Here is a 24720-nt window from a genome sequence, read left to right as displayed (position 1 = left end):
AGGAAAGTATATATTTTTATATCTTCAAACAAGGGAGAACATACGCTTTTTAATGGGGGCGAAATACTAAAAGTAATGAAAAAACGACATGGTTACAGTCAAAAACTTTAAAAAATTTCACCATGAGGATTATAATAAAGAGAGGTTCATGAAAAAGGAGTGAAATAATTTGAAACAAGAGCTTATAGAAAGATTTACAAGATATGTGAAGGTAGATACACAATCGAATGAAGAAAGTCATACAGTACCATCAACACCGGGGCAAATTGAGTTTGGAAAATTACTAGTTGAAGAATTAAAGAAAATTGGTTTGACAGAAGTAACGATGGATGAAAATGGATATGTCATGGCAACGCTTCCTGCCAATACGGAAAAGGATGTTCCTGTAATTGGTTTTTTAGCTCATTTAGATACAGCAACTGATTTTACAGGAAAGAATGTGAAACCGCAAATTCATGAGGATTTTGATGGGAAGGCAATTACATTAAATCAGGAATTGAATGTTGTTTTAACACCAGAGCAGTTTCCAGAACTGCCATCATATAAAGGGCATACCCTGATTACGACGGATGGAACAACACTTCTTGGTGCAGATGATAAAGCAGGCCTTACAGAAATTATGACGGCTATGAATTATTTATTACATAACCCACAAATTAAACATGGAAAGATTAGAGTGGCATTTACGCCTGATGAAGAAATCGGTCGGGGACCATCTCACTTTGATGTGAAAGCTTTTGGAGCATCTTTTGCTTATACAATGGACGGAGGTCCGCTTGGAGGATTGGAGTATGAGAGCTTCAATGCTGCAAGTGCAAAACTTACTTTTAAAGGAAATAATACGCATCCTGGAACAGCAAAAAATAAAATGCTAAATGCAAGTAAGTTAGCGATGGAGTTTCATGCGAAGTTACCAGTAGAAGAGGCACCTGAATATACAGAGGGGTATGAAGGTTTCTATCATCTTATTTCTATAAATGGTGATGTTGAGAAAAATAAAGTTCATTACATTATTCGAGATTTTGATCGTGATAACTTCGAGACTCGTAAAAATGCAATCACGAATATTACGAAACAGATGAAAGAAAAATATGGTGAAGAAAATATCATTCTTGAGATGAATGATCAGTATTACAATATGCTTGAGAAAATTGAACCGGTCAGGGAAATTGTTGATATTGCGTATGAAGCGATGAAAACTCTAGATATTGAACCAAATATTCAACCAATCCGCGGGGGGACCGATGGCTCTCAATTATCATATATGGGCTTGCCGACGCCAAACATTTTTACTGGTGGGGAAAACTATCACGGTAAATTTGAATACGTTTCTGTAGATAATATGGAAAAAGCTGTTCAGGTTATTATAGAAATAGCACGATTATTTGAAGAGCAGGCATAAAAAAATCCAGGTAGTGAAAAAAGACTATCTGAATTTCTTTTTAATTGCTCAATGATATACTTACTTGTAATTGCATTTGGCATTCTCACGTTAGTAGATATCAGTAGGGAATATAATTCCTGGTTTCACTTTATAATATGAACAATAGATAGGTTTTATTTATTGAAATGAACCTATCTATTGTTGTGCTGAAGAATTTAATACAGAACTCGCCATAAATAAAAGGTCGCATAGGATTCCCAATTCTTCCATGCTGAAGCATACTCTCTTATTTCTTTTTTTGTTGGTTTATGATCTGACCCTGTTAAAAGTTTGATCACATTATGTAGGCTAACATCATCAATTGGAAAAGCGGAAGGGAATCTTAGACAACGCATTAAAATATAATTTGCTGTCCATGGTCCAATACCACGTATGTCGGTTAATGTTTTCTCAGCATCTTTTAGGTTGCTTTTTATGAACGATTCTTTACTTAAGTTGCCTTGTGTAATGAGTTTTGCGACACCAATAAGATATTCACATTTCCTCGTAGTCATTTTTAATTCTGTTAGATCTTTTACTGTTAGATTTGCGATGACCTCTGGTGATGGGAATATCCAATATTTCTGTCCATTCCATTCGATATGTTCGCCGAAGGATTCAACAAATCGTCTTTTTAACGTATATGCAAATGTGAGATTAATTTGTTGACCAAGAATACCCCAACATAGTGCCTCAAATAAATCAGGGATTCCCATATTACGGAGTCCGTAATATTCGTTGATTGGTGTAGACAGAAGTACATCGTCTTTTGCTAAATCGTAAAATGGAGTTAGATCCGTATCTAAATCAAACCATTCTCTTACATATCTCGCTACTGTAGCGCGAACCCATTTCTCAGGTGGCGTCTCACCACCTAAAAAGCGAACATGGATGTTCCCCTCATCATTTACACTTGTCTCGATTAATGGGTTTTCTCCCTCAATCGGAATGACTCTATAAATTTTATTATTTTCAATGTGAAACATACATTCATTTTTGGAACGTGAAAGATAGTGTGAATTTTGTTTAAAGCTAAATTCTTTCGGAACAATTAATGTTATGCTGTCATTTTCATCTTTCCACGCTGTATATGGAAGCTCAGGACAACAATTTTTACAAGGCTGATAACCAGTTTGTTCCGCTTCTTTTCTAGATTTAAATTTTCGATTGTTTCTTGGAGACTGTTTTTGTTCGCACCAAGGGAAGCAGTAGTTTTTCGTTGTTTTGTTACCTATAAAATAAGGAGCATCCCATTCAAGAGGAATTGTAACATTCTTCATTTTCAACCACCTACAGTAATATTTTTTCTAATGTTAACAATTCTTTTTTCATTGCTAAACCACCTCTAAAACCAGATAATTTCCCATTCTTCCCAATCACACGATGGCAAGGGATTGTAATTAATAGAGGATTGGCTCCAATCGCGGTACCAACAGCACGTGCTGATTTTGGTTTTTGAATAAGCTGTGCAATATCTGAGTAGGAATAGGTTTTTCCATAAGGAATTTCACGTAATGTATTCCAAACAGTTAATTGGAAAGGCGTTCCGTGAACGTCAATAGGACATGTAAATACTTCACGTTGTTTTTTTAGATACTCTACTAGTTCTTGAACATACGGTTCTAGCTTTAAGGGTTCTTGAACGAAAGTATGTTTCGGAAAACGTTTTTTCGTCCAAGTGGCTAATTCTTCAAAAGCTTGATGTTGAGATCCTACAAAGCATAATCCTGTTGATGTTGCGGCAATATACATATGCCAATTTTCATGAACAAATAGCGTCCAATATATAATTTGGTTTGTTTTAGCTTCCATGTTATTATACCTCGTTTATAGGATTCATTTTTCGATATTCAGTAGGGGTATATCCCGTTTTCTTTTTAAATAATGTTGCAAAATGTGCAGTGTTGGGTATACCCACAGTAAAACCAATTTCCATAATTGTTAGATTTGTATCCGCAAGATAGTGCATAGCTTTAGCAACCCTTATTTGTTGTATATATTCTAGTGGAGTGATACCTTTCATTCGCTTAAAAGTACGCTGTAAATGATAAGGACTGCCATGACACATATCTGCAAGTATTTCGAGAGTTAATGCTTCACGATAATGTTTATTGATATACGCTGTAATTTGTGTTACCCAGTCTTCATCAGGTAACTTGATTCCATTTGGCTTACAACGTTTACACGGACGAAACCTTTCGGATAATGCTTGTTTTGCATTGAGGAAAATTCGCACATTATTTTTGTTTGGTGTTCTAGATTTACATGATGGTCGGCAAAAAATACCAGTTGTCTTTACAGCGTAAAAAAATTTGTCATCATAAGAAGAATCGTTGTGTATAATGGCTTGCCAATGTTCATCCGTCAAATTATTTACACTTGTTTCTAATTGTAATTTCTCATTTTGCATATGGATCACCTCCGAAATTAGTATACCCTGAACGAAGTACACATGTACGCATTTACGAATGTAAGAGCAAGATTACAAAGGTGAAAAAATGATAGTCTCTTTATTTTGTGTTAGCATGTAAGCAGAAAATAAAAATATGAGGCGAGTATTAATGCTATGACATCAAGAGGGGGAACAAAAAGTGAAATTTATTTCGTGGAATGTAAATGGTTTACGAGCAGTTATTGCAAAAGGTGGTTTTATAGAATACTTAGAGGAAGCGGATGCGAAAATCAATCGTGAAGTAATGGGGTCAGATCATTGTCCTGTTGAATTACATATGGAATTTTAGAAAAAATAAAAAAGCAGTATCTATCTTGGATGAAGGATAGATACTGTTTTTTTATTTGTTTTGTTAAAATTTTTCAAATCATTCTTGAAATAATTCATTTATAACTATATACTTAATAACGATAATCATTATCAATAGATAGGAAAAAGATAATTTATTATTAGGGGAAGTGAAATAAATGAGTTTTAATTTTAAATAGATGTATTGTAAGGGGATACATGGAAAGAGTATTTCACTAAAATACTATATTTAAAGATTGCAAATTTGGAGAGGAGTATTTATAGACATGAATAAGAAATTATTTACACTAGGAATGGTCACAGTATTAAGCGTAGGTCTTGCAGCATGTAACAGTGCAGATAAAAGTTCAGGAGAACAAAAACAAGAATCAAAAGCAACTGAAACGAAAAAAGATGAGAAACGAAAGATTACATATCTAGGAAAAGAATATACAGTACCCGCGAAAGTAACGAACATTGTAACTGCTAGTTTAGAATCAATGGAGGATGCGGCGGTACTTGGTATTAAACCAGTAGGAGCAATTACTATAGGTGGAAAATTACCAGCGAACGTTGCGAAAGATTTAGAAGGTGCAAAATCTATCGGAGAGAAAATGCAACCGAATTTTGAAACATTACTTCAATTAAAACCAGATGTCATTACATCTAGTACGAAATTCCCACCAGAGGCCAGTGAAAAGTTTACGAAGGTAGCTCCAACGTTCCCAATATCACATGTTTCAACAGATTGGGAAGATAATTTAAAGCTGATGGGAGAACTTTCTGGTAAAAAAGATAAAGCAGAAAAAATTATTAAAGATTATAAAGCTGATGCTGCAAAAGCAAAAGAAAAGATTGGAGATAAGTTAAAAGATAAAAAGGTGCTTGTAATAAGACTAAGAGCGAATAACTTATACCTTTATCCAGAAGGAGTATACTTCAATCCTGTAATTTATAAAGATTTAGGATTAACTGTTCCAGAACAAATTAAAGCTGTAAAAGCACAAGAAAAAATTTCTTTAGAAAAACTGGCTGAAGTCAATCCAGATTATGTATTCTTGCAATATGAGGCAAGCGAAAATGATAAACCAAAAGTGTTAGAAGAATTAGAAAGTAATCCAATTTGGCAAAGTATGAATGCCGTAAAAGATAAAAAAGTATTTGTAAATACTGTTGATCCAATCGCGCAAGGTGGTACTGCTTGGAGTAAAACAGCATTTTTAAAAGAAGTAGTGAAAAATTTATCTAAATAAGTAAGGTGCGTTGAATGATATGCGGAAAATAAATGCAGTACCAATGATAATTTTATGCTTAGCGCCCATATTTATTTTATTTACAGTTATGCTATCTATTTTATATGGGGCAAAAAATATCGATTTTGAAACAGCTTGGAATGCACTGTTTCATTTTGATTCAGGAAATGTAAATCATAATATTATTATTACTTCTCGTTTACCAAGGGTAGTTGCAGCTCTTTTAGTTGGAGCTTTTCTAGCCATATCAGGAGCACTTATGCAGGGGATGACAAGAAACTATCTTGCATCCCCTTCTATTATGGGTGTGACGGATGGCTCAGCTTTTGTGATTACGATGTGTATGGTATTTCTTCCAGGAATGTCTTCAGTAAATATGATTTTATGTTCTATGCTTGGCTCGGCATTAGGGGCAGGAATTGTTTTTGGTTTTGGTTCATTGCTTCGGAATGGATTATCACCAGTTCGATTGGCGATTATAGGAACTGTTATAGGGACGTTTTTAAGTAGTATTTCTGCAGCTATTGCTTCCTATTTTCAAGTTTCGCAAAATATTAGTTTTTGGTATAACACAAGATTAGATCAAGTGGATTCGAATGTACTTAAGTTAACAATTCCTTTCGGTATAGTTGGCATTATTTTATCCCTTCTAATTTCAAAATCTATTACGATTCTTTCGTTAGGAGAAGAGGTTTCTATTAATTTAGGACAGCGTACAAAGCTTGTAAAAGCTACTGCAATTCTATCCGTTGTGTTGTTAACAGGTACTGCGGTTGCTTTAGTCGGGAAAATTGGTTTTGTAGGACTCATTATTCCTCATATTACTCGCTTTTTAATCGGGGTAGATTATAAATGGATTGTACCTTGTGCCGGTGTAATTGGTGGCATTTTTCTAGCTTTATGTGATGTGTTAAGTAGATTTGTAAATTATCCATTTGAAACGCCAATAGGGGTCGTTACCTCGTTAATTGGAATTCCTTTCTTCCTTTATTTAATTAGAACAAGAGGAGGGGAGAAGCATGCTTAGAGATGCACTGTCGCGTTATGTAATGACAATGAGTATTATCATACTTTTAATTTTGAGTGCAATTTATATTAGTTTAACGAATGGTACGTTTGATATTACGATTACAGATGTATTTCGAACGCTATTTCGAATTGATCCTGTACCTGAACATGATTTAGTTATATTTGATTTCAGGCTTCCGAGAATCGTAATCGCAGGATTAGTAGGATTAGGTCTTGGGATTGCAGGTGCTGTTATTCAAGGGGTTACAAGAAATGGTTTAGCTGATCCTGGCATTTTAGGGATTAATGCGGGAGCGGGTACTGCAATTGTGATCTTTATGTTTTTCTTCCAAGGACAAATGAAAAGCACAGATTGGATTTCTATTATGATGATGCCGTTGTTTGGTCTAGTGGGCGGGCTAGGTGCTGCTATATTAATTTATATGTTTTCTTGGCGAAATGGAAAATTAGATTCACAGCGTCTTTTGTTAACGGGGATTGCGATAGGTTCAGGCTTCGGAGCATTTTCTATGTATTTATCATTGAAGATGAAAGCAACTGACTTTGAAATGGCAGCTGTGTGGGTTTCGGGAAGTATATATAATGCAAACTGGAAGTATATTATTGCTATGTTGCCATGGCTCATTATCTTAATTCCAATTATCAAAAGAAAAGCGTATTTACTTGACTTATTTCAATTGGAAGAGACGAGTATAACAAGTTTAGGAGTTTCAGTAGAAAGAGAAAAGTCGATTTTATTATTAAGTAGTATTGGGTTAGTGAGTGCATGTGTTTCTATTTCAGGGAGCATCGGATTTATTGGTCTAATGGCACCACATATTGCGAAACGTCTGGTCGGCATTCATCATAATCATGTAATTCCTGTATGCGGTGCAATTGGAATGTTACTCGTGATTGCTTCGGACTTTATTGCAAAAACTGTTTTTGTACCAGCTGAATTACCAGTTGGGATTGTAATTTCGATTGTTGGTGTACCATATTTCCTATATTTGTTATACAAAGCAAAGGCGTAAGAGGAGTGATAGAAAGTGAAGGTTCTAAGCGCTGAGAATTTAGAAACGAGTTATGAAAAATTTACGGTGTTTCGTGATTTAAATGTAGAAATACAAGAAGGAAAAGTAACGACAATTATTGGACCAAATGGATGCGGGAAATCTACATTGTTAAAAACAATGGGCCGAATTTTAAAACAAAAAAGTGGTAAGGTATATTTACAAGGACAAGATTTACATACAATTCCTACAAAACAAATTGCGAAGCAGCTAGCATTACTTCCGCAAAACCCAATTGCTCCGGGAGAGCTTAAGGTAGAAGAATTGATTTCTTATGGACGCTATCCACATCGAAACAATGTAAATAAATTATCATCTAAAGATAAAGAAATTATTGAATGGGCGATGGATATTACAAAAACGACTGCTTTTCGCAAACGCCAAATTGCAAATTTATCCGGTGGACAAAGACAAAAAGTATGGTTAGCGATGGCATTAGCACAAGAAACGGAAGTTCTATTATTAGATGAACCGACTACATATCTTGATATGTCTCATCAATTAGAAGTATTGCAAATTGTTGAACGATTAAATAGGGAGCATAATTGTACGGTAGTTATGGTACTGCATGATATTAATCATGCAGCAAGATTTTCTGATGAAATTATTGCAATGAAGGAGGGGCAAATTGTTACAATAGGAAACCCAATAGAAATTATTACGAATGAAGTGCTGAAAAATGTATTTCATATTGATGCACGCGTCATGATAGACCCGTATAATGGGGCTCCTGTATGTTTCGGTTATGATAGTGTGTTCCAAGAAGAAAATACTGAAATATATGTAACTAGCTAAAATGATAAAAGGAGGGGAGAATTACATGAATACTAGTATTGAAAAAACGGATGTTACTATTTCGAATATAGAGCAATGGAAGATGTATTCGAGACTAGGGAATCGTGAGTATCAAATTTATATTTCGAAGCCAAAGCAACCTGCTCCAGACTCTGGATATCCCGTGATTTATGTATTAGATGGAAATGCATTTTTTCAAACGTTTCAAGAAGCTATGAACATTCAATCGGTAAGAGTAGAAAAAACAGGGGTTGCGCCATCAATTATTGTTGGTGTTGGTTATCCAATCGAAGGAGTTTTTGCGGCTTCTGAAAGGTGCTACGATTTTACCCCTTCTTCGCCTTCGGTGGATGCACCGCCGAAACCTGATGGGAAACCATGGCCTAAGTCAGGAGGAGCAAGTGAGTTTTTAGCATTTATTCAAGATGAATTGAAGCTGCAAATTGAAAAGAATTTTGAGATTGATAAAGAAAAACAAACAATATTTGGACATTCGCTTGGTGGATTATTCGCTTTACATGTATTGTTTACAAATACAAACGCCTTTCAAAATTATTTCATCAGTAGCCCATCGATTTGGTGGAATAATAAGTCTGTTCTTGAAAAGGAAGCAACGTTTATAAATGAACTGAGTAGAGCGAGTTCTGAAGTCGGAGTCTTTCTGACAGTGGGAGCATTAGAAAGAGATCATATGGTTCAAGATGCAAATGCATTATCTGAGCGTTTAATGAACTTGCAACATAATAAGTTTCGATTTGCATTTTATGAAGCTGAGGGAGAGAATCATGCATCAGTAGTGCCAACTGTTTTAAGTAAGGCACTGCGCTTTGTAAGCAATTTATTCTAATCGTTGTTTTTTTTAGTAGAAGTGAATTTGTGTGGGAATTGCTTTCGTAGTTGAGTTTTGTCCTATAAGTAACGAATAAATAGAGGATATAGGTTGTTATTTGATTCTTATATAGGGTATCACCATATGTAAGTTTAATGCTATAATTGGTATACTCATGGGGGCATTGTTCCCTATGGATGGGGATAAACTTTAAGAAGGTGATAAAATGGATTATAATGAAAAAACAGAGGTTACTACCCATAGATCGGATAAAGAAAAAGAACAAATCATGAATAGGTTAAAGAGAATTGAAGGGCAAGTACGTGGTATCCAGAATATGATTGAAAATGATCGCTATTGTGTTGATATTTTAGTGCAGATTTCAGCTATTAATGCTGCAATGAAGAAGGTTGGTATGGGGATACTTAAAAATCATACAAATCATTGTGTTTCTAATGCTATTAAAGATGGTAATGGAGACGAAGCAATTGGAGAATTAATGAAAGTGTTTGAACGATTCTCAAAAGCGTGATAGAACAAGCTAGTATTGGATCTAGCTTGTTTTTTATTTTTTCATGGAAAAGTTTTTTATCTGTGTTGATACTTTTATGCACAGTGTTATTTCTAAATTTAATTTTAGTAAATGTACCTGGAAATGTTGTTTATCCATGGGTAGTTCCAATGTTATTTAGCTCACATGAAGGGGTAGGAAGGGCTTTTATTAATTATCCAATTAGGATTATAAGTTTGACGAGTCTTTTTATGATGGAGTTAATTTCATTAATTAGAGAGCATAAACGAAGAATATAACATTTTAAACATAAAAAATAGCCTTCTCATAAGCGAGAAGGCTATTTTTTATTATTTTACTGCTTCTTTTAGTTCTTTACCAGCTTTAAATGCAGGTACTTTTGAAGCTGCGATTTGCATTTCTTCACCTGTTTGTGGGTTACGGCCTGTACGAGCAGCTCTTTCACGAACTTCAAATGTACCGAATCCGATAAGTTGTACTTTTTCACCAGCTGCTAAAGTATTTGTGATTGATTCTACTACAGATTGTACAACTACAGTAGCTTCTTTTTGAGAAATTTCAGCTGTTTGTGCTACATTTTTAATTAATTCTGTTTTATTCATATCTTCACCTCATATGTAAATAATGCTATTTAAGTTGTTATTATAACGTATAAAAGAGAAGAGAACAAGTGTACTATAGGTTTTCTCTTAAATTCTTTTTGTTAAGCAGTTATAGATTCTTTCTTTAATTCCGTTGTTTTGCTATTAGACTGCTCTCGTTTGTTATAAGCCAAGAAGTAAGGGAGCGCTACAAATAGCATACCGCCGACTAAGTTTCCAAAGAAGACAACAATGAAATTTGGTAAGTATTCCATCCAAGTTAGATGCCCTGCAAAGATGGCGGCTGGAATAACAAACATATTGGCAACAACGTGTTGAAAGCCAATTGCAACAAAGGTCATAACTGGGAACCAAATGCCAATTACTTTTCCAGTGAATTCTTTGCTACCCATACTGAGCCAAACTGCTAAGCAAACAAGCCAGTTACATCCAATAGCAGAGACAAATGCTTGTATGGGTGTGTCATGTAGTTTTGCTTGAGCGATAGATACAGTTTTGGCTAAAAATTGCCCTTCTGTTAATCCGACGATGTGGCCGAAAAAATAGGCCACAAATACAGCGCCAATAAAATTGCTAATCGTAACAATTGTTAAGTTCTTTAATACTTTAAAGAAAGAGATTTTTTTTGAAAACCAAGCGATTGGTACGGTCATCATATTACCGGTCACTAGTTCGCCACCGGCAAGAATAACTAGAATTAAGCCAATAGGGAAAACAGCAGCTCCTAGAAAACTAGTAAAGGATCCCCAAGATTTTGGCATTGTTCCAATGACGTGAATATCGAGTAAATAACCTAGTGCTATGAAAGCTCCGCCAAAAAAACCTAAAATTAACATAGGTAGTAGCGGCAAAAGTGCCTTTTTTTGACCTGAACTTGCGGCCAATTCAGTAATTTCTTGTGGTGCATAGACAGACATGAATAACCCCTCCATATTTTGATAAATGACTCTATTTCCATTAATGAGTTTTTCTGCCTTATTAATGGTTAAATTGATAAATTCGGGGGAACGAGTAAGGTCCCTCGATTAAGCGTTTTCTTTTCTCAGAACATGAAGATGAGATTTTTTCAGAATGAAAACAAAAAACACCAAAAATGCTACTCATCTTGGTAATTAAAAGTAAAAATTACTTAAAGTTGTTCTGTAGAATTTTTCATCAACAATGAAATATGAATAAAAAGTATATACATTGCATATCATGTTGACAAAATTATGTTACATAATTTGAATAATTTTGTCAATTCGTGGTAAAAGCAGGAGGATAGAAGTTAGGATATTCTATGAAAAATGATAGACATATAGTTTTAACGTTTCAATTCATCAGTTAGGAAGTGATTGATGATGAATAAACCGTGGATCGCTAATAAACCGATCGGTAATAAACCAATAGATAAAATTTTTTCTAAGCATAAAATAAGCACTGAGCTGAAGATGGAAAAAAATGCCTCCTCATGGATTGGAATAGAAGAAAATTCATTTTCAGAGAGTGGAGAGGAAAAAAATGCCTCCTCATGGATTGGAATAGAAGAAAATTCATTTTCAGAGAGTGGAGAGGAAAAAAATGCCTCCTCATGGATTGGAATAGAAGAAGATCCATTTTCAGAGAGTGAAGTGGAAAAAAATGCCTCCTCATGGATTGGAATAGAAGAAAATTCATTTTCAGAGAGTGGAGAGGAAAAAAATGCCTCCTCATGGATTGGAATAGAAGAAAATTCATTTTCAGAGAGTGGAGTAGAAAAAAATGCCTCCTCATGGATTGGAATAGAAGAAGATCCATTTTCAGAGAGTGGAGTGGAAAAAAATGCCTCCCCATGGATTGGAATAGAAGAAAATTCATTTTCAGAGAGTGGAGTGGAAAAAAATGCCTCCTCACGGATTGGAATAGAAGAAGATCCATTTTCAGAGAGTGAAGTGGAAGAAAGTTCACCGACAACATCAATTGTAAAAATCCCGGTTGTATTAGCAGAGAGAACAATTCAAGTTGTTGTAGAAGCAAATATTTCATTGGATCCTTTGGCAATCGAAATTAAACGTGTGTTGAAAAATGTATTTTTAACACACTGTAAGTTAGTTCCTGTAGCGTTTACGTCGGTACCAGGTACCAATTATCGCCGAGTCACAAGAGCAAAATTATTTGTAGAGGGCTATATTCGAAATAACATTGAATATGTTGCCGATCAGTATAATGGATTATTGTATAGTCGGATTGTTAATATCTCGTTTTCTAGATTCCTAGATTTGACAGCAGGTGATTTTATAACACAGCCTTTATTGGTAGCTTTTTTAGATACTACATCCCACTTGATTAATCCTAAGGGTGTCTATTTACCCCGGTTAGATACAAATTCTTTTGGAAATTTAGTTTTTTACAATAAACAACCGTATTGTGAATTAGTCAGAGCTAATTTTTATGAGTTTGATTTTTCACCATGTTTAACAAACTTGAACAAGTCATGTAGCGAACTTCGTAAAACAATCGTACTAGATCTTACTTTGAACATCTTACAAGTACAGCAAGTACAAGTTTAAAAAATAGACAGACATCGTCTTTTTTTATAATAAAAGTTGATGTCTTTTTTTTTATTATAAAACATATATAATGTTGAAACGATTATGTGTTTAAAAAATAAATAAGTCTTTCAATTCATCAGTTAGGAAGTGATTGACGATGAATAAGCCATGGATTAGTAATAAAATGATAGATAAAATTTTTTCTGAGCATAAAATAATCTCGGAGCTGGAAGTGGAAGAAAGTTCACCTTCAGAGATCGGGATGGAAGAAAATCTATTTACAGAGAGTGAAGTGGAAGAAAGTTCACCTTCAGAGATCGGGATGGAAGAAAATCTATTTACAGAGAGTGAAGTGGAAGAAAGTTCACCTTCAGAGATCGAGATGGAAGAAAATCTATTTACAGAGATTGGGATGGAAGAAAGTTCACCTCCTGAATTAAAAGAAGGAAGATTGGCAGGTCTCATGACAATTAAAATACCATTTCATACCATATCCGAAGTGGCTGATTTTTTAATCTCGCCTATTGTGAGTAGTACGAATGAAGAAGTATTTGCATTTCAAAACGAAGAGAATGAAATATTTCGTGAGTTAGATACAAAGTTGTTAGCTACGGTACATCATTATAACGAACAGCCATATTGTCGTTTAATTTCTTCAAAGCTTTTTGAAAAGAGGATTTTTCTAGAATTTTCGAGTGAGAATTATATAAAACATAGTGGGGAAAATCAGTTAGAGCAATCTTTATGGGTTCCTATACACAATTTGAATTTAAAACAGAGAAACGAAAAAAAAAGGAGTAACTATGTAACGACGAAACTGCCAGTTGAAATAGGGAAGTATAAAACGGAAATTAGTTTAGAAGAAAGAGTGATGTTTCAAGAAGAAGTAGAAATTAAAGAAGTTTTACAAGAAATTGTTTTGACAGATAGTAAATTTTTTCCTCAAAAAGTTCTAAAATCAAAAGAGAATTCAGTAACAATTGAAAAAGGAAAGTTGTTGGTAGAAGGCTATGTTGTACAGCGAATTGAATATACAATGGGGTGTTCTAATGAGCAAAGTGATGGATTAGTTAGGTATCAGTTACTGCAAAAAATAGTGCTTGAGTTAATCGTTCAAATATTACAAGAGCAAGAAGTGCAAGTGGAAATTATGTAATCACTATTGCCACAGTGTATATAAAACATTTTTCTTGACTTTTTATATGCGGACGAGGAAAATGGTAAAAAAGGAAGGAGGGGTGATAATGGAAGAGTACGTATTGGATCTTTATAATGTATTGTATACAACAGATTGGCAAGATATTGTTTCATTTCTTGGAATTTTATTTTGTTTAAAAATTGTTATTGTGTACATGGAAGAGCAAGGTATGTTCTATTCCTTCTCATCTCCGTCCGATTTAGAGCGGGAACCGTTGCTCAACTATGCCAATATAAAACAGACGGAACTTCCTTTTATCACATTCTTTATGATTCGGTTTATAACAGCCATTGTGAAGAAAAAAGAAGCCGAAGAAGGAGATTGCTATCCGATTTGTAATACAGCGTATTGTTTATAAGCTAAATACAAGGAGGAGAATAATATGTGGTTTCGATTTCTTATGATTGGTTTCTTTTCATTAACAGCAATTTCTTTAATGGGATATCAAGTATCAGAGATTTTTCAAGCATATAGTGACATGTTTTTTAATAAAAACTAAACGAATTGCTATTTCAATAATAAAGCGATAAGATCCTTCTTAAGAAGTATGATTAAGAAGGATTTTTTCTTTGTTTGATTTCAGTGTGTCAAAGTATTGTCACATTTGCACTATGAATAATATGTTAAAATAGTGTGGTTAACTATACATATGTAAAAGAGGAAGAGGGAGTGAACAATTTGATAGATCAATCAACAAATCAGAAAAGCTATGCTCCTATTGTGATAACGCTTTCTGTAGTTGTCAATGCGATTATTTTATTTTTGTTTTTTGGACCTGTTGGCTACAAAGGAGAGGTACATTTTGATGTAACAATCTTGCCGATGTTAAATGCAATTTTTAATAGCTTTACATTTGTATTTTTATTGGCAGCATTGTTTTCTATTATTAAAAAGAATGTAAAGATGCACCGAGGTTTTATTCTTGCGGCATTTACAACAACATTGCTATTTTGTGTTTCATATTTATCGTATCATTATTTAGCACCAGCAACGCATTTTGGTGGGCAAGGTATCATTAAATATGTGTACTTCTTTATTTTAATTACGCATATTTTCCTTGCGGCAATTATTGTACCGCTTGCATTATTCTCGCTTGTATATGGTTTTACAAACCAATTGACTCGTCATCGTAAGATTGTACGTTGGACGATGCCAATTTGGTTATACGTAAGTCTTTCTGGTGTTATTGTTTACTTAATGATTTCACCGTATTATCAATAAAAAATCTCAGCCTTTGGGCTGGGATTTTTTTATTCCGCTATTCATAGGTAGTAATATCCCACAACTCAAGATTTAAAGAGAGGTGAAGAAGGTAGGGGGAGGGAAAATCTGATTGGTGAGAGCTAACTTTCACTGATGGAAGATTCACTTTATGAAGCAAATATTTTTGTGAAATGAACAAAATATGTTATACAAAAGTATAGTAACTTTTATATTGGAAGGATGGGTAGGAAATTATGCAAAATTTTATATTTCGTAATCCGACAAAGCTTATTTTTGGGCAAGGGCAATTAGAACAATTAAAAACAGAGATTCCTCAGTATGGTAAAAAGGTTCTTCTCGTATATGGCGGGGGGAGTATTAAACGAAATGGCGTATATGATAATGTAATCTCTATATTAAACGAAATTGATGCAGAAATTTTTGAATTAACAGGCGTTGAACCGAACCCACGTTTATCTACTGTAAATAAAGGAATTCAAATCTGTAAAGAAAATGATATTGAATTTATTTTAGCTGTCGGTGGTGGAAGTGTCATCGATTGTACGAAAGCAATTGCTGCAGGTAGTAAATATGATGGTGATGTATGGGACATTGTGACAAAGAAAGCATTTGCAAATGAAGCTTTACCATTTGGTACAGTACTAACTCTTGCGGCGACAGGTTCTGAGATGAACGCAGGGTCTGTTATTACAAATTGGGAAACGAATGAAAAGTATGGGTGGGGTAGTCCTGTTACGTTCCCACAGTTTTCTATTTTAGATCCAGCCCATACAGCTTCTGTACCAAGAAATCAAACTATTTATGGTATGGTTGATATTATGTCCCATGTATTAGAACAATACTTTCATCAAGGTTCAAATACAGAATTACAAGACCGCTATTGTGAATCTATTTTAAAAACAGTCATTGAAACAGCCCCGAAACTTTTAAATGGTTTAGAGAACTATGAGCATCGAGAAACAATTTTATATTGTGGAACGATGGCGCTAAATGGCATTTTAGCAATGGGTGTCCGCGGTGATTGGGCAACGCATAATATTGAGCATGCCGTTTCAGCTGTGTATGATATTCCACATGGCGGTGGTTTAGCGATTTTATTCCCAAATTGGATGAAGCATGTTTTAGATGAAAATGTAGATCGGTTTAAACAATTTGCGGTGCGTGTGTTTCATATAGAGACGGAAGGGAAAACGGATAAGGAAATTGCGATGGAAGGTATCGAAGCGTTGCGAAGCTTCTGGATATCTATTGAAGCACCGTCTCGTTTAGCTGACTATGAAATTGGAGAAGAGAAAATTGATGTAATGGCTGAAAAAGCGATGGTTGATGGTGAATTTGGTCATTTTAAAAAATTAAATAAAAAAGATGTAGTAGAGATTTATAGAGCTTCATTATAAAGGATAAAGATAATTCAAAGAACCTTCTTGATACGTATCAAGAAGGTTCTTTGAATGTTATTGAACGGTTTGGTGGTTTTATTTGAATGAATTTGAATGTTTTTGATTGATTTTTGAATCCGATTTCATTATACTGTAATCAAAGAAGAGGTGAGTGATATGTTAACTCCTGAACGTCATCAGCTAATTTTACAGCTTGTGAAAGAGAAAAAAGTAGTGAAATTACAACAGTTGGTGGAAGAAACAAAAAGTTCAGAATCAACAATCCGTCGTGATTTAGCGCAATTAGAGAAAGGGCGTTTATTAAAAAGAGTCCATGGCGGGGCTGCTGTATTAACTGGAAAAGGTGAAGAGCCTACGATGGTTGAAAAATCAGCCAAAAACATTCAAGTGAAAAAACAAATCGCTAAGCATGCTGCGTCTTTTGTAGCAAAAGGTGATTGTATTTATTTAGATGCGGGAAGTACAACGTTTGAAATGATTCCGTATTTAATAGAGAAAGAAGTTACAGTTGTAACAAATGGACTTATGCATATTGAAGCGCTAGTTGAAAATAATGTTCGTGCTTACTTGCTTGGTGGGATGATGAAGAGTCGAACAAAGGCTTTAATTGGTGCGATGGCACAGGAAAGTATGCAGCAGTATCGATTTGATAAGTGTTTCTTAGGGGCGAATGGTGTACATGAACAGCTTGGATATACAACACCTGATCCTGAAGAAGCATTGCTGAAAAAAAGGGCGTTAACATTAGCGAATGAAGGCTATTTTTTAATAGATGAAAGTAAATTTGCCGAAGTTGCATTTGCGAAAATTGCAAGTATTGAAGAAGCGACAATTATTACAAATTCATTAGAAGGAGAGCAAGAAGAATATAAACGAAAAACAAATGTAATTGAGGTTGATAAACGATGATTTATACAGTTACTTTAAATCCATCGATTGATTATGTTGTTCAAGCAGAGTATTTCACACTGGGAACTGTCAATCGAGCGGAAAAAGATATGAAATTTCCTGGTGGGAAAGGGATTAATGTATCCCGTGTGCTTCATCGGATGGGAATAGATAATACAGCGCTCGGTTTTATAGGTGGATTCACAGGTCAATTTATTGAAGATGTTTTGAAAAGTGAAGGTGTTAGGACGAATTTTGTTCATGTAGATGGAGATTCGCGTATTAATGTGAAAATAAAGGGACAGGAAGAAACAGAACTGAACGGGCAAGGGCCTGTTATTACGGATGAGCAGCTCGGGCAGTTGATGAACAAAATTGAAAATATGCAGGCTGGTGATTATCTTGTATTAGCTGGTAGTATTCCAGCATCGATTCCAAAAACATTTTATGAAACGATTGCTGCTTTTGGAGCAGAACGTCACATTAACGTCATTGTTGATGCGAGCGGAAGTGCGCTTCAGTATGTGACTCAAAATAAGCCATTTTTAATCAAGCCGAATCATTATGAGCTTGGAGAATTATTTGGAGAAAAGCTTTCAACAGTAGAAGAAATTATTCCATATGGAAAAAAGTTAATTGAACAAGGTGTACAGAATGCAATTGTTTCTATGGCAGGAGATGGAGCTTTATTATTTACAAGTGAAGGAATATATGAGGCAACCGTACCAAAAGGAACAGTTATCAATTCTGTCGGAGCGGGAGACTCTCTTGTTGCAGGTTTTGTGGGGATATATGAAAAAACGAAAGATATTGAAGAAGCAATTCGTTATGGTGTAGCAACAGGAAGTGCAACAGCTTTTTCAGCTGATTTATGTACGAAAGATAAAGTAGAGGAATTATTATCGCAAGTAATGATTACAAAGCGGTAGGGGGAACAGAATATGAAAATTACCGAACTTTTAAAAAGGGATACCGTTATCATGGATTTGACAGCTTCAGCAAAAGAAGCTGTCATCGATGAATTAGTAAAGAAACTAGAAAAGGCAGGAAGATTGAATAGCCAAGAGGAATTTAAAGAGGCTATTTTACAGCGTGAAATGCAGAGTACAACTGGAATTGGTGAAGGGATTGCTATTCCACATGCCAAAACAAAAGCAGTCAAACAACCAGCTATTTGCTTTGGACGAAGTGTAAGCGGTGTCAATTATGAGTCGCTTGATGGACAACCAGCTCATTTATTCTTTATGATTGCGGCTAGTGAAGGAGCAAACAATACACATTTAGAAACACTATCTCGTCTATCTACGTTATTAATGGATGAAGGGTTTCGCAAACAACTGTTAGAAGCAAAAAGTGAAGAGGAGCTTCTTCATTTGTTCGATGAAAAAGAAAATGAACAAGAAGATGAGCAAAGTGAAGTAACAAAACCGGAAGGAAATGAACCATATGTGTTAGCGGTAACAGCTTGTCCGACTGGTATCGCTCACACATATATGGCTGCGGACAGTCTAAAGGCAAAGGCAGCAGAATTAGGAATTGCGATTAAGGTCGAAACAAATGGTTCTACTGGTGTGAAAAATGGATTAACGAAAGAGGATATTGAGCGTGCAACAGCTATTATCGTTGCGGCGGATAAACAAGTAGAAATGAATCGCTTCGCTGGAAAGCATGTTATTCAAGTACCAGTTGCAGATGGTATTCGGAAATCAGACCAGCTAATTAATCGAGCTGTGAATCAAGAAGCCCCGATTTTTAAAGGAATAAAAGAAAATAGAAAAGTAGAGGAGCCAGAGAAGGAAAAAGGATTTGGTATATATAAGCATTTAATGAATGGTGTTAGTAATATGTTACCTTTCGTTGTTGGTGGCGGTATTTTAATTGCACTAGCCTTTTTCTTTGGTGGTATCGATACGAAAGGGCCGATTGCAGAAACATTAATGTCAATTGGTGGTAAAGGGGCATTCCAATTCCTTGTTCCGATATTAGCTGGATTTATTGCGAGTTCTATTGCGGATCGCCCAGGGTTTATGCCTGGTATTGTCGGTGGATTTTTAGCAGCGCAAGCAAATGCAGGATTTTTAGGTGGATTAATTGCTGGTTTCTTAGCTGGATATATTGTACTTGGTTTAAAGAAAGTATTAGCAGGTTTACCAGCACAATTAGAAGGAATTAAACCTGTTTTATTATATCCGGTACTTGGTTTGTTACTTACAGGGGTATTAATGTTGAAAGTTGTAAATCCTCCTGTTGTTGCTTTAAATGAGGCATTAACGAGTTGGTTAAATGGTTTAGGTGGCGCGAATGCTATACTATTAGGGCTTATTTTAGGTGGAATGATGGCTATTGATATGGGTGGTCCTATTAATAAAGCAGCATTTACATTTGGGATTGCTGCAATTGAGGCTGGAAACTTTGGTGTGCATTCAGCTGTTATGGCTGGTGGAATGGTACCTCCGCTTGCGGTTGCACTTGCAACTACACTTTTTAAAGCGAAATTTACAGAAGCAGAACGTAAATCGGGTTTTACAAACTATATTATGGGGGCATCATTTATTACAGAAGGGGCAATACCATTTGCGGCTGCTGATCCAATCCGTGTAATTGTCAGTTGTGTTGTGGGCTCAAGTCTTGCTGGTGCATTATCGATGTTATTTGGAATTACATTGCCAGCGCCACACGGTGGAATATTTGTTATATTATTAGTGAATAAACCAGTTCTATATATTCTTTCTATATTAATAGGTTCTATTGTATCTGCCCTTATGTTAGGGATATGGAAAAAGAAAATTTCATAAAAAGTTCAAAAGGACAGCGGCCATATTAGGTAGCTGTCCTTTTCGGATTATAGTGTACGTTGTATATATGAATATCAAAATGTACATGATTTATGACATAAAAAGACATAGCGCAACCAAGAATTGTAATGTTTCGGTGTTTTTTTGTAACAAGATGGTAATACTATTACTTTTATTGCAAAAAAAACATATGAGTTTGAAAGAAAAAAATGATTAAAACTCTTAAAAATACGTATAGAACACTATTTTCTTTTATTCTACTTTATATTACAGAGCATTAATGGTTGATTACGAATCGTTTGTAATTGTGTGATATCCTAAATCTCCTGAAAAACTGTTGCTATAATGAGGACACGAAAACAAAGCGAATGGAGGCTATTCATGAAAAAATTAATTGGTATAGCAGCAGCAGCGGTTTTTGGTCTTGGGATTTTCACTACTTCTGCAAAAGCAGAAACTGTTGTAACAACAGAGGTATTAAATGTACGCGAGAACCCAACTACTGAATCACAAGTTGTAGGTAAAGTATTAAATGGTCATAAATTAGATGTTACAAATACAGAAAACGGATGGTCACAAATCAAATTAAATGGTAAAGACGCATTCGTAAGCACAGAATTTACAAAAAGCATCTATTACGTAACAGCAAACGTATTAAACGTACGTGCTGAAGCGAACACAAACTCAGAAATTCTTGGTACGCTTAAGAAAGACGATATGATCGAAACAACGAACCAAGTACAAAATGGATGGTTACAATTCGAATATAACGGGAAAACGGCTTACGTTCATGTTCCTTTCTTAACAGGTACAGCACCTGTTATTGAAAAACAAGAAACGACTGCTCCTGCTCAAGCTGCAGCACCTGCTAAAGTAGAGGCAAAAGCACCAGCAGCACAAGAAAAACCAGTAGCACAAGAAAAGCCAGCTGCTAAACCTGCTGTCAAAGCAGCAGAAACAAACACTCCTTCTGGTGGTCGTGAACTAACAGTTGAAGCTACAGCATATACAGCTCATCCGAGTGAAAATGGCGGCACATATGGTGGTCGTGTATTAACTGCAATGGGTCATGACCTAACAGCGAATCCAAACATGAAAATGATTGCTGTTGACCCGAAAGTGATTCCACTTGGATCAAAAGTATGGGTAGAAGGTTACGGAGAAGCAATTGCTGGTGACACTGGCGGTGCAATTAAAGGTAACCGTATCGATGTTCTAGTTGGCTCAGATAGCGCTGCTAACAAATGGGGACGTAAATCTGTTAAAGTGAAAATTTTAAAATAATGCTATTGTTGTTAAAAAAATAAATCCAGCACTTAAATATCGAGTGCTGGTCTTTCAGGCTGTTGGGAATTTCCTAACAGCCCTTTTTGTGAGTTTAAAATGGATATACAGTGCGGCCTGTGATGATTTTATATGCACTGCAAAATTGGGTTTGTGCATATTGTTTAGTCGGTTCGTCTAAAGTTTGATTGTCCAATAATGTATGAAAGGAACGTAGTAAGCAGCTTAAAGCGAAATATAATTCTTCTTGTGAGCAGTTCTTTTCTTTTAAGGATGTTTCTAAAATGAGTTCTTCCGTTAATGTTGAAAAATTAAGCGTAGCTTGTCCGATTTTCATTATATCCTCTCCGATCCTATTTTTTATCATGTATATGTACCATTGGACAAACTATGTCAAATTTATCTCGCCATTTAGGGAGTAAGGTCCTCATCTCAAGATTTAGAGGGAGGCGAGAAACTTTATAAAAGCCTGTTTGGTTAGGGGGATAATCGGTGAGGGAAGAAGGTGATCTTACTTGGTTAAAGGTTCACTGTATCATTCTTATTTTTTGAATTTCATTTACAGTATTGAAAGAACTTGCATTATGACTATTAAAATTGGTAAGATTGGATATAATGATCAGATGGATAAGATTACATAAAGAGAGTTGAAGTATATGGGAGAACTGCAACGTGAAAAAGTTGCTGTCATCATCGGACCGACTGCGGTGGGAAAGACAAAATTAAGCATTGATCTCGCAAAAGCGTTAAATGGTGAAATCATTAGCGGGGACTCAATGCAAATTTATCGTACGATGGATATCGGGACAGCTAAGGCAACAATGGAAGAAATGGAAGGAATTCCGCATTACATGATCGATATTAAAAATCCAGAAGATTCATTTTCTGTAGCGGAATTTCAAGAGCTTGTTCGAGGTTATATTCGAGAAATTACAGAACGTGGGAAACTACCGATTATTGTTGGTGGTACAGGCCTTTATATACAATCAGTTTTATATGACTATCAGTTTACAGATGAAGCTGGAGACCCTGTATATCGAGAGGAACTAGAAAAACTAGCGACAGAACATGGTGTAGAATATGTACATGAAAAGCTGCGAGAGGTAGATCCAGAAAGTGCAAGTCGCATTCATATGAATAATGTAAGGCGTGTCATTCGTGCTTTGGAAATTTTTCATACAACGGGGCAGAAGATGAGTGATCAACTTGAAAAGCAAGAAAATGAGTTGTTATATGATGTTTCGCTAATCGGCTTGACTATGGATCGCGGAATGTTATATGATCGCATCAACTTGCGTGTTGATCTTATGGTCAAACAAGGATTGCTGCAAGAAGTGAAGGATTTATACGAAAATGGAGTCAGGGACTGTCAATCTATTCAAGCGATTGGTTACAAAGAATTATATAATTATTTTGAAGGGCATGTTTCGCTAGAAGAAGCGATAATGCAATTAAAAACAAATTCGCGTCGCTATGCAAAGCGTCAACTAACATGGTTCCGTAATAAGATGGATGTTACATGGTTTGATGTGACCGATGGTGAAAAAACAGCAGAAATTTTGCGGTACATAGAAGGAAAGCTACAATTAAAGTCGAATAATAAGTAAGTAGAGAAAAAGAGGAGGATTCGACATGAAGCAATCAATCAATATTCAAGATCAGTTTTTAAATCAACTCCGTAAAGAAAATACGTTTGTGACGCTGTACTTATTAAATGGTTTCCAGCTTCGTGGATTAATTAAAGGTTTTGATAACTTTACAGTTTTATTGGAAACAGAAGGTAAGCAACAGCTTATTTATAAACATGCTATTTCTACATTTGTTCCACAAAAAAACGTTTCAATTGAATTAGAGTAGTAAAGAATTGTACATAGCAAAAAAGAGCGAGTGATTCGCTCTTTTTTTATTTATATATTTTAGAGATTCTTTAATGAATGCGGAAAATAGAGAGTCTAACAGTGGTATCACCTGTCTCGGGAATAGTGATTGTATTAGTGGTAGATTGAATAGTAATCGTAGTTCTGGATTTTAAAGTTTCAATTGTTGAAAATGTAATTGAACTTCCAATTGTGTTTGCTGAAAAGTTATCTGAAGGTATGTTGCCATTAATGGAAATTCCAAAGCCGAAGGGAGCTGACCCCGAAAATATTGTTGAAGCTGAAAAGTCAATGACATATACACCATCTTCAAGGATTGTGATTGTATCTGTTGCATCGAAATGTATGTTATTTATGTTTGAGATAAGATTGAACTGGATGTTTTGATTAGGTTTTATAGTTTGTGGAAGTGTATTTTTAAGTACGGCTGTAGTTACTGGAAAACTAAACCCTTGAGGTCCTCGTTCCCCTTGAATACCTTGTTCTCCCTGAGGTCCTCGTTCCCCTTGAATACCTTGTTCTCCCTGAGGTCCTCGCTCCCCTTGAATACCTTGTTCTCCCTGAGGTCCTCGCTCCCCTTGAATACCTTGTTCGCCCTGAGGCCCTTGCTCGCCTTGAAGCCCTTGTTCGCCCTGAGGCCCTTGCTCGCCTTGAATACCTTGCTCGCCCTGAAGCCCTTGTTCGCCCTGAAGCCCTTGCTCGCCCTGAGGCCCTTGCTCGCCCTGAGGCCCTTGTTCGCCCTGAGGTCCTTGTTCGCCCTGAGGTCCCTGTTCGCCCTGAGGTCCTTGTTCGCCTTGAGGTCCTGGTTCGCCCTGAGGCCCTTGTTCGCCCTGAGGCCCTTGTTCGCCCTGAGGTCCCTGTTCGCCCTGAGGTCCTTGCTCGCCTTGAGGTCCTTGTTCGCCGTGAAGTCCTGGTTCGCCCTGAGGTCCTGGTTCGCCCTGAGGTCCCTGTTCGCCGTGAAGTCCTGGTTCGCCTTGAGGTCCTGGTTCGCCCTGAGGTCCTTGTTCGCCCTGAGGTCCTTGTTCGCCCTGAGGTCCTTGTTCGCCTTGAGGTCCTGGTTCGCCCTGAGGTCCTTGTTCGCCCTGAGGTCCTTGTTCGCCTTGAGGCCCTTGCTCGCCTTGAGGCCCTTGCTCGCCTTGAATACCTTGTTCGCCGTGAAGTCCTTGCTCGCCTTGAGGTCCTGGTTCGCCTTGAGGTCCTGGTTCGCCTTGAGGTCCTGGTTCGCCCTGAGGTCCCTGTTCGCCCTGAGGTCCCTGTTCGCCCTGAAACCCTTGTTCACCTTGAGATCC

Annotated in this window: 26 protein-coding genes and 1 pseudogene; 19 read left to right on the top strand and 8 right to left on the bottom strand. The window is 36.0% G+C overall.

Annotation, left to right across the window (positions count from 1 at the left end):
* Nucleotides 1-169: 169 nt before the first annotated feature.
* Nucleotides 170-1402: a peptidase T gene (pepT, locus tag ORL93_RS20480; protein WP_006097310.1), complete on the top strand. Its 1233-nt coding sequence runs from the start codon at nucleotides 170-172 to the stop codon at nucleotides 1400-1402.
* Between the two features lie 197 nt (nucleotides 1403-1599).
* On the opposite strand, the gene ORL93_RS20475 is transcribed toward pepT, so the two are convergent.
* The 3 genes from ORL93_RS20475 to ORL93_RS20465 are packed head-to-tail and all read right to left on the bottom strand — an operon-like array spanning nucleotide 1600 to nucleotide 3833.
* On the bottom strand, nucleotides 1600-2703 hold the full coding sequence (locus ORL93_RS20475) for a DNA-3-methyladenine glycosylase 2 (protein ID WP_265959421.1): 1104 nt from the start codon (nucleotides 2701-2703) through the stop codon (nucleotides 1600-1602).
* A gap of 10 nt (nucleotides 2704-2713) precedes the next feature.
* A complete protein-coding gene (locus ORL93_RS20470) occupies nucleotides 2714-3235 on the bottom strand; it encodes a methylated-DNA--[protein]-cysteine S-methyltransferase (RefSeq protein WP_006097308.1) in 522 nt (173 codons plus the stop codon).
* A gap of 4 nt (nucleotides 3236-3239) precedes the next feature.
* A complete protein-coding gene (locus ORL93_RS20465) occupies nucleotides 3240-3833 on the bottom strand; it encodes a bifunctional transcriptional activator/DNA repair enzyme AdaA (protein ID WP_018782211.1) in 594 nt (197 codons plus the stop codon).
* A gap of 181 nt (nucleotides 3834-4014) precedes the next feature.
* Between ORL93_RS20465 and ORL93_RS20460 the strand changes: the two are divergent.
* The 7 genes and pseudogenes from ORL93_RS20460 to ORL93_RS20430 form a co-directional block, all read left to right on the top strand.
* Nucleotides 4015-4107 (top strand): annotated as a pseudogene (locus ORL93_RS20460) (exonuclease III); the annotation flags it as partial.
* A 343-nt stretch (nucleotides 4108-4450) separates the two neighbouring features.
* Nucleotides 4451-5416 carry an iron-hydroxamate ABC transporter substrate-binding protein gene (locus ORL93_RS20455; protein ID WP_006097305.1) on the top strand — a complete coding sequence of 322 codons (966 nt, stop codon included), beginning with the start codon at nucleotides 4451-4453 and terminating at the stop codon, nucleotides 5414-5416.
* Between the two features lie 19 nt (nucleotides 5417-5435).
* Complete coding sequence (locus tag ORL93_RS20450) at nucleotides 5436-6443, top strand: FecCD family ABC transporter permease (RefSeq protein WP_098018168.1); 1008 nt, start codon at nucleotides 5436-5438, stop codon at nucleotides 6441-6443.
* A 22-nt stretch (nucleotides 6444-6465) separates the two neighbouring features.
* The gene (locus tag ORL93_RS20445) at nucleotides 6466-7458 is read left to right on the top strand and encodes a FecCD family ABC transporter permease (protein WP_006097303.1); all 993 of its coding nucleotides are present in this window, start codon (nucleotides 6466-6468) and stop codon (nucleotides 7456-7458) included.
* Between the two features lie 15 nt (nucleotides 7459-7473).
* On the top strand, nucleotides 7474-8292 hold the full coding sequence (locus ORL93_RS20440) for an ABC transporter ATP-binding protein (RefSeq protein ID WP_003199311.1): 819 nt from the start codon (nucleotides 7474-7476) through the stop codon (nucleotides 8290-8292).
* 25 nt (nucleotides 8293-8317) lie between these two features.
* Complete coding sequence (locus ORL93_RS20435; RefSeq protein WP_018765219.1) at nucleotides 8318-9139, top strand: alpha/beta hydrolase; 822 nt, start codon at nucleotides 8318-8320, stop codon at nucleotides 9137-9139.
* 208 nt (nucleotides 9140-9347) lie between these two features.
* Nucleotides 9348-9653 carry a metal-sensing transcriptional repressor gene (locus ORL93_RS20430; RefSeq protein WP_006097301.1) on the top strand — a complete coding sequence of 102 codons (306 nt, stop codon included), beginning with the start codon at nucleotides 9348-9350 and terminating at the stop codon, nucleotides 9651-9653.
* Between the two features lie 329 nt (nucleotides 9654-9982).
* Here the strand turns inward: ORL93_RS20430 and ORL93_RS20425 are convergent, their stop codons facing one another.
* Nucleotides 9983-10255, bottom strand: a complete 273-nt coding sequence (locus ORL93_RS20425) for an HU family DNA-binding protein (protein ID WP_003199316.1) — start codon at nucleotides 10253-10255, stop codon at nucleotides 9983-9985.
* Between the two features lie 101 nt (nucleotides 10256-10356).
* Nucleotides 10357-11172 carry a formate/nitrite transporter family protein gene (locus ORL93_RS20420; protein ID WP_018765220.1) on the bottom strand — a complete coding sequence of 272 codons (816 nt, stop codon included), beginning with the start codon at nucleotides 11170-11172 and terminating at the stop codon, nucleotides 10357-10359.
* A gap of 957 nt (nucleotides 11173-12129) precedes the next feature.
* Here ORL93_RS20420 and ORL93_RS20415 point away from each other — a divergent pair.
* From ORL93_RS20415 to ORL93_RS20375, 9 genes are all read left to right on the top strand, one after another.
* The gene (locus ORL93_RS20415) at nucleotides 12130-12783 is read left to right on the top strand and encodes a CsxC family protein (RefSeq protein ID WP_371391702.1); all 654 of its coding nucleotides are present in this window, start codon (nucleotides 12130-12132) and stop codon (nucleotides 12781-12783) included.
* 139 nt (nucleotides 12784-12922) lie between these two features.
* Nucleotides 12923-13921 (top strand): BC_2427 family protein, encoded by a 999-nt coding sequence (locus tag ORL93_RS20410; RefSeq protein WP_078212041.1) that lies wholly within the window; start codon nucleotides 12923-12925, stop codon nucleotides 13919-13921.
* Nucleotides 13922-14009: 88 nt separating this feature from the next.
* Complete coding sequence (locus tag ORL93_RS20405; protein WP_033799051.1) at nucleotides 14010-14321, top strand: hypothetical protein; 312 nt, start codon at nucleotides 14010-14012, stop codon at nucleotides 14319-14321.
* A 320-nt stretch (nucleotides 14322-14641) separates the two neighbouring features.
* Nucleotides 14642-15184, top strand: coding sequence for a DUF420 domain-containing protein (locus ORL93_RS20400; protein ID WP_026008522.1), 543 nt, complete (start codon nucleotides 14642-14644; stop codon nucleotides 15182-15184).
* A 236-nt stretch (nucleotides 15185-15420) separates the two neighbouring features.
* Nucleotides 15421-16584 carry an iron-containing alcohol dehydrogenase gene (locus tag ORL93_RS20395; RefSeq protein WP_006095661.1) on the top strand — a complete coding sequence of 388 codons (1164 nt, stop codon included), beginning with the start codon at nucleotides 15421-15423 and terminating at the stop codon, nucleotides 16582-16584.
* A 159-nt stretch (nucleotides 16585-16743) separates the two neighbouring features.
* The gene (locus ORL93_RS20390; RefSeq protein WP_098017538.1) at nucleotides 16744-17496 is read left to right on the top strand and encodes a DeoR/GlpR family DNA-binding transcription regulator; all 753 of its coding nucleotides are present in this window, start codon (nucleotides 16744-16746) and stop codon (nucleotides 17494-17496) included.
* Complete coding sequence (gene pfkB, locus ORL93_RS20385) at nucleotides 17493-18404, top strand: 1-phosphofructokinase (RefSeq protein WP_098017539.1); 912 nt, start codon at nucleotides 17493-17495, stop codon at nucleotides 18402-18404. Before ORL93_RS20390 ends, pfkB begins: the two co-directional genes overlap by 4 nt.
* A gap of 12 nt (nucleotides 18405-18416) precedes the next feature.
* The gene (locus tag ORL93_RS20380) at nucleotides 18417-20270 is read left to right on the top strand and encodes a PTS fructose transporter subunit IIABC (protein ID WP_098017541.1); all 1854 of its coding nucleotides are present in this window, start codon (nucleotides 18417-18419) and stop codon (nucleotides 20268-20270) included.
* 381 nt (nucleotides 20271-20651) lie between these two features.
* Nucleotides 20652-21554 carry a cell wall-binding protein EntA gene (locus ORL93_RS20375; RefSeq protein WP_265959418.1) on the top strand — a complete coding sequence of 301 codons (903 nt, stop codon included), beginning with the start codon at nucleotides 20652-20654 and terminating at the stop codon, nucleotides 21552-21554.
* A 94-nt stretch (nucleotides 21555-21648) separates the two neighbouring features.
* Here ORL93_RS20375 and ORL93_RS20370 read toward each other — a convergent pair whose 3' ends face one another.
* Entirely contained in the window at nucleotides 21649-21885 is a 237-nt protein-coding gene (locus tag ORL93_RS20370) for a hypothetical protein (RefSeq protein WP_026008523.1), read from the bottom strand.
* Between the two features lie 325 nt (nucleotides 21886-22210).
* Between ORL93_RS20370 and miaA the strand changes: the two genes are divergently transcribed.
* The gene (gene miaA, locus ORL93_RS20365) at nucleotides 22211-23161 is read left to right on the top strand and encodes a tRNA (adenosine(37)-N6)-dimethylallyltransferase MiaA (protein ID WP_006095657.1); all 951 of its coding nucleotides are present in this window, start codon (nucleotides 22211-22213) and stop codon (nucleotides 23159-23161) included.
* Nucleotides 23162-23186: 25 nt separating this feature from the next.
* On the top strand, nucleotides 23187-23411 hold the full coding sequence (gene hfq / locus ORL93_RS20360) for an RNA chaperone Hfq (RefSeq protein WP_000813896.1): 225 nt from the start codon (nucleotides 23187-23189) through the stop codon (nucleotides 23409-23411).
* A gap of 70 nt (nucleotides 23412-23481) precedes the next feature.
* Here hfq and ORL93_RS31570 read toward each other — a convergent pair whose 3' ends face one another.
* Nucleotides 23482-23829 carry a Gly-Xaa-Xaa repeat protein gene (locus ORL93_RS31570; protein WP_422109762.1) on the bottom strand — a complete coding sequence of 116 codons (348 nt, stop codon included), beginning with the start codon at nucleotides 23827-23829 and terminating at the stop codon, nucleotides 23482-23484.
* A 35-nt stretch (nucleotides 23830-23864) separates the two neighbouring features.
* A complete protein-coding gene (locus ORL93_RS20350) occupies nucleotides 23865-24710 on the bottom strand; it encodes a hypothetical protein (RefSeq protein ID WP_265959417.1) in 846 nt (281 codons plus the stop codon).
* Between the last annotated feature and the right edge of the window lie 10 nt (nucleotides 24711-24720).

Source organism: Bacillus sp. DHT2 (assembly GCF_026241455.1).
GTDB lineage: Bacteria > Bacillota > Bacilli > Bacillales > Bacillaceae_G > Bacillus_A > Bacillus_A pseudomycoides.
Note: the sequence above shows the minus strand (reverse complement) of the source record. Positions and strands in the feature narration are given on the sequence as shown.

What these genes read in the sequence shown, in the direction of transcription:
- ORL93_RS20465 (WP_018782211.1), bottom strand. Translation starts at nt 3,833, where the DNA reads ATGCAAAATGAGAAATTACAATTAGAAACAAGTGTAAATAATTTGACG.
- ORL93_RS20425 (WP_003199316.1), bottom strand. Translation starts at nt 10,255, where the DNA reads ATGAATAAAACAGAATTAATTAAAAATGTAGCACAAACAGCTGAAATT.
- ORL93_RS20455 (WP_006097305.1), top strand. Translation starts at nt 4,451, where the DNA reads ATGAATAAGAAATTATTTACACTAGGAATGGTCACAGTATTAAGCGTA.
- ORL93_RS20395 (WP_006095661.1), top strand. Translation starts at nt 15,421, where the DNA reads ATGCAAAATTTTATATTTCGTAATCCGACAAAGCTTATTTTTGGGCAA.
- ORL93_RS20445 (WP_006097303.1), top strand. Translation starts at nt 6,466, where the DNA reads ATGACAATGAGTATTATCATACTTTTAATTTTGAGTGCAATTTATATT.
- ORL93_RS20470 (WP_006097308.1), bottom strand. Translation starts at nt 3,235, where the DNA reads ATGGAAGCTAAAACAAACCAAATTATATATTGGACGCTATTTGTTCAT.
- pfkB (WP_098017539.1), top strand. Translation starts at nt 17,493, where the DNA reads ATGATTTATACAGTTACTTTAAATCCATCGATTGATTATGTTGTTCAA.
- ORL93_RS20375 (WP_265959418.1), top strand. Translation starts at nt 20,652, where the DNA reads ATGAAAAAATTAATTGGTATAGCAGCAGCAGCGGTTTTTGGTCTTGGG.
- ORL93_RS20435 (WP_018765219.1), top strand. Translation starts at nt 8,318, where the DNA reads ATGAATACTAGTATTGAAAAAACGGATGTTACTATTTCGAATATAGAG.
- ORL93_RS20430 (WP_006097301.1), top strand. Translation starts at nt 9,348, where the DNA reads ATGGATTATAATGAAAAAACAGAGGTTACTACCCATAGATCGGATAAA.
- ORL93_RS20475 (WP_265959421.1), bottom strand. Translation starts at nt 2,703, where the DNA reads ATGAAGAATGTTACAATTCCTCTTGAATGGGATGCTCCTTATTTTATA.
- ORL93_RS20380 (WP_098017541.1), top strand. Translation starts at nt 18,417, where the DNA reads ATGAAAATTACCGAACTTTTAAAAAGGGATACCGTTATCATGGATTTG.
- ORL93_RS20410 (WP_078212041.1), top strand. Translation starts at nt 12,923, where the DNA reads ATGAATAAGCCATGGATTAGTAATAAAATGATAGATAAAATTTTTTCT.
- ORL93_RS20405 (WP_033799051.1), top strand. Translation starts at nt 14,010, where the DNA reads ATGGAAGAGTACGTATTGGATCTTTATAATGTATTGTATACAACAGAT.
- ORL93_RS20450 (WP_098018168.1), top strand. Translation starts at nt 5,436, where the DNA reads ATGCGGAAAATAAATGCAGTACCAATGATAATTTTATGCTTAGCGCCC.
- miaA (WP_006095657.1), top strand. Translation starts at nt 22,211, where the DNA reads ATGGGAGAACTGCAACGTGAAAAAGTTGCTGTCATCATCGGACCGACT.
- ORL93_RS20390 (WP_098017538.1), top strand. Translation starts at nt 16,744, where the DNA reads ATGTTAACTCCTGAACGTCATCAGCTAATTTTACAGCTTGTGAAAGAG.
- hfq (WP_000813896.1), top strand. Translation starts at nt 23,187, where the DNA reads ATGAAGCAATCAATCAATATTCAAGATCAGTTTTTAAATCAACTCCGT.
- ORL93_RS20420 (WP_018765220.1), bottom strand. Translation starts at nt 11,172, where the DNA reads ATGTCTGTCTATGCACCACAAGAAATTACTGAATTGGCCGCAAGTTCA.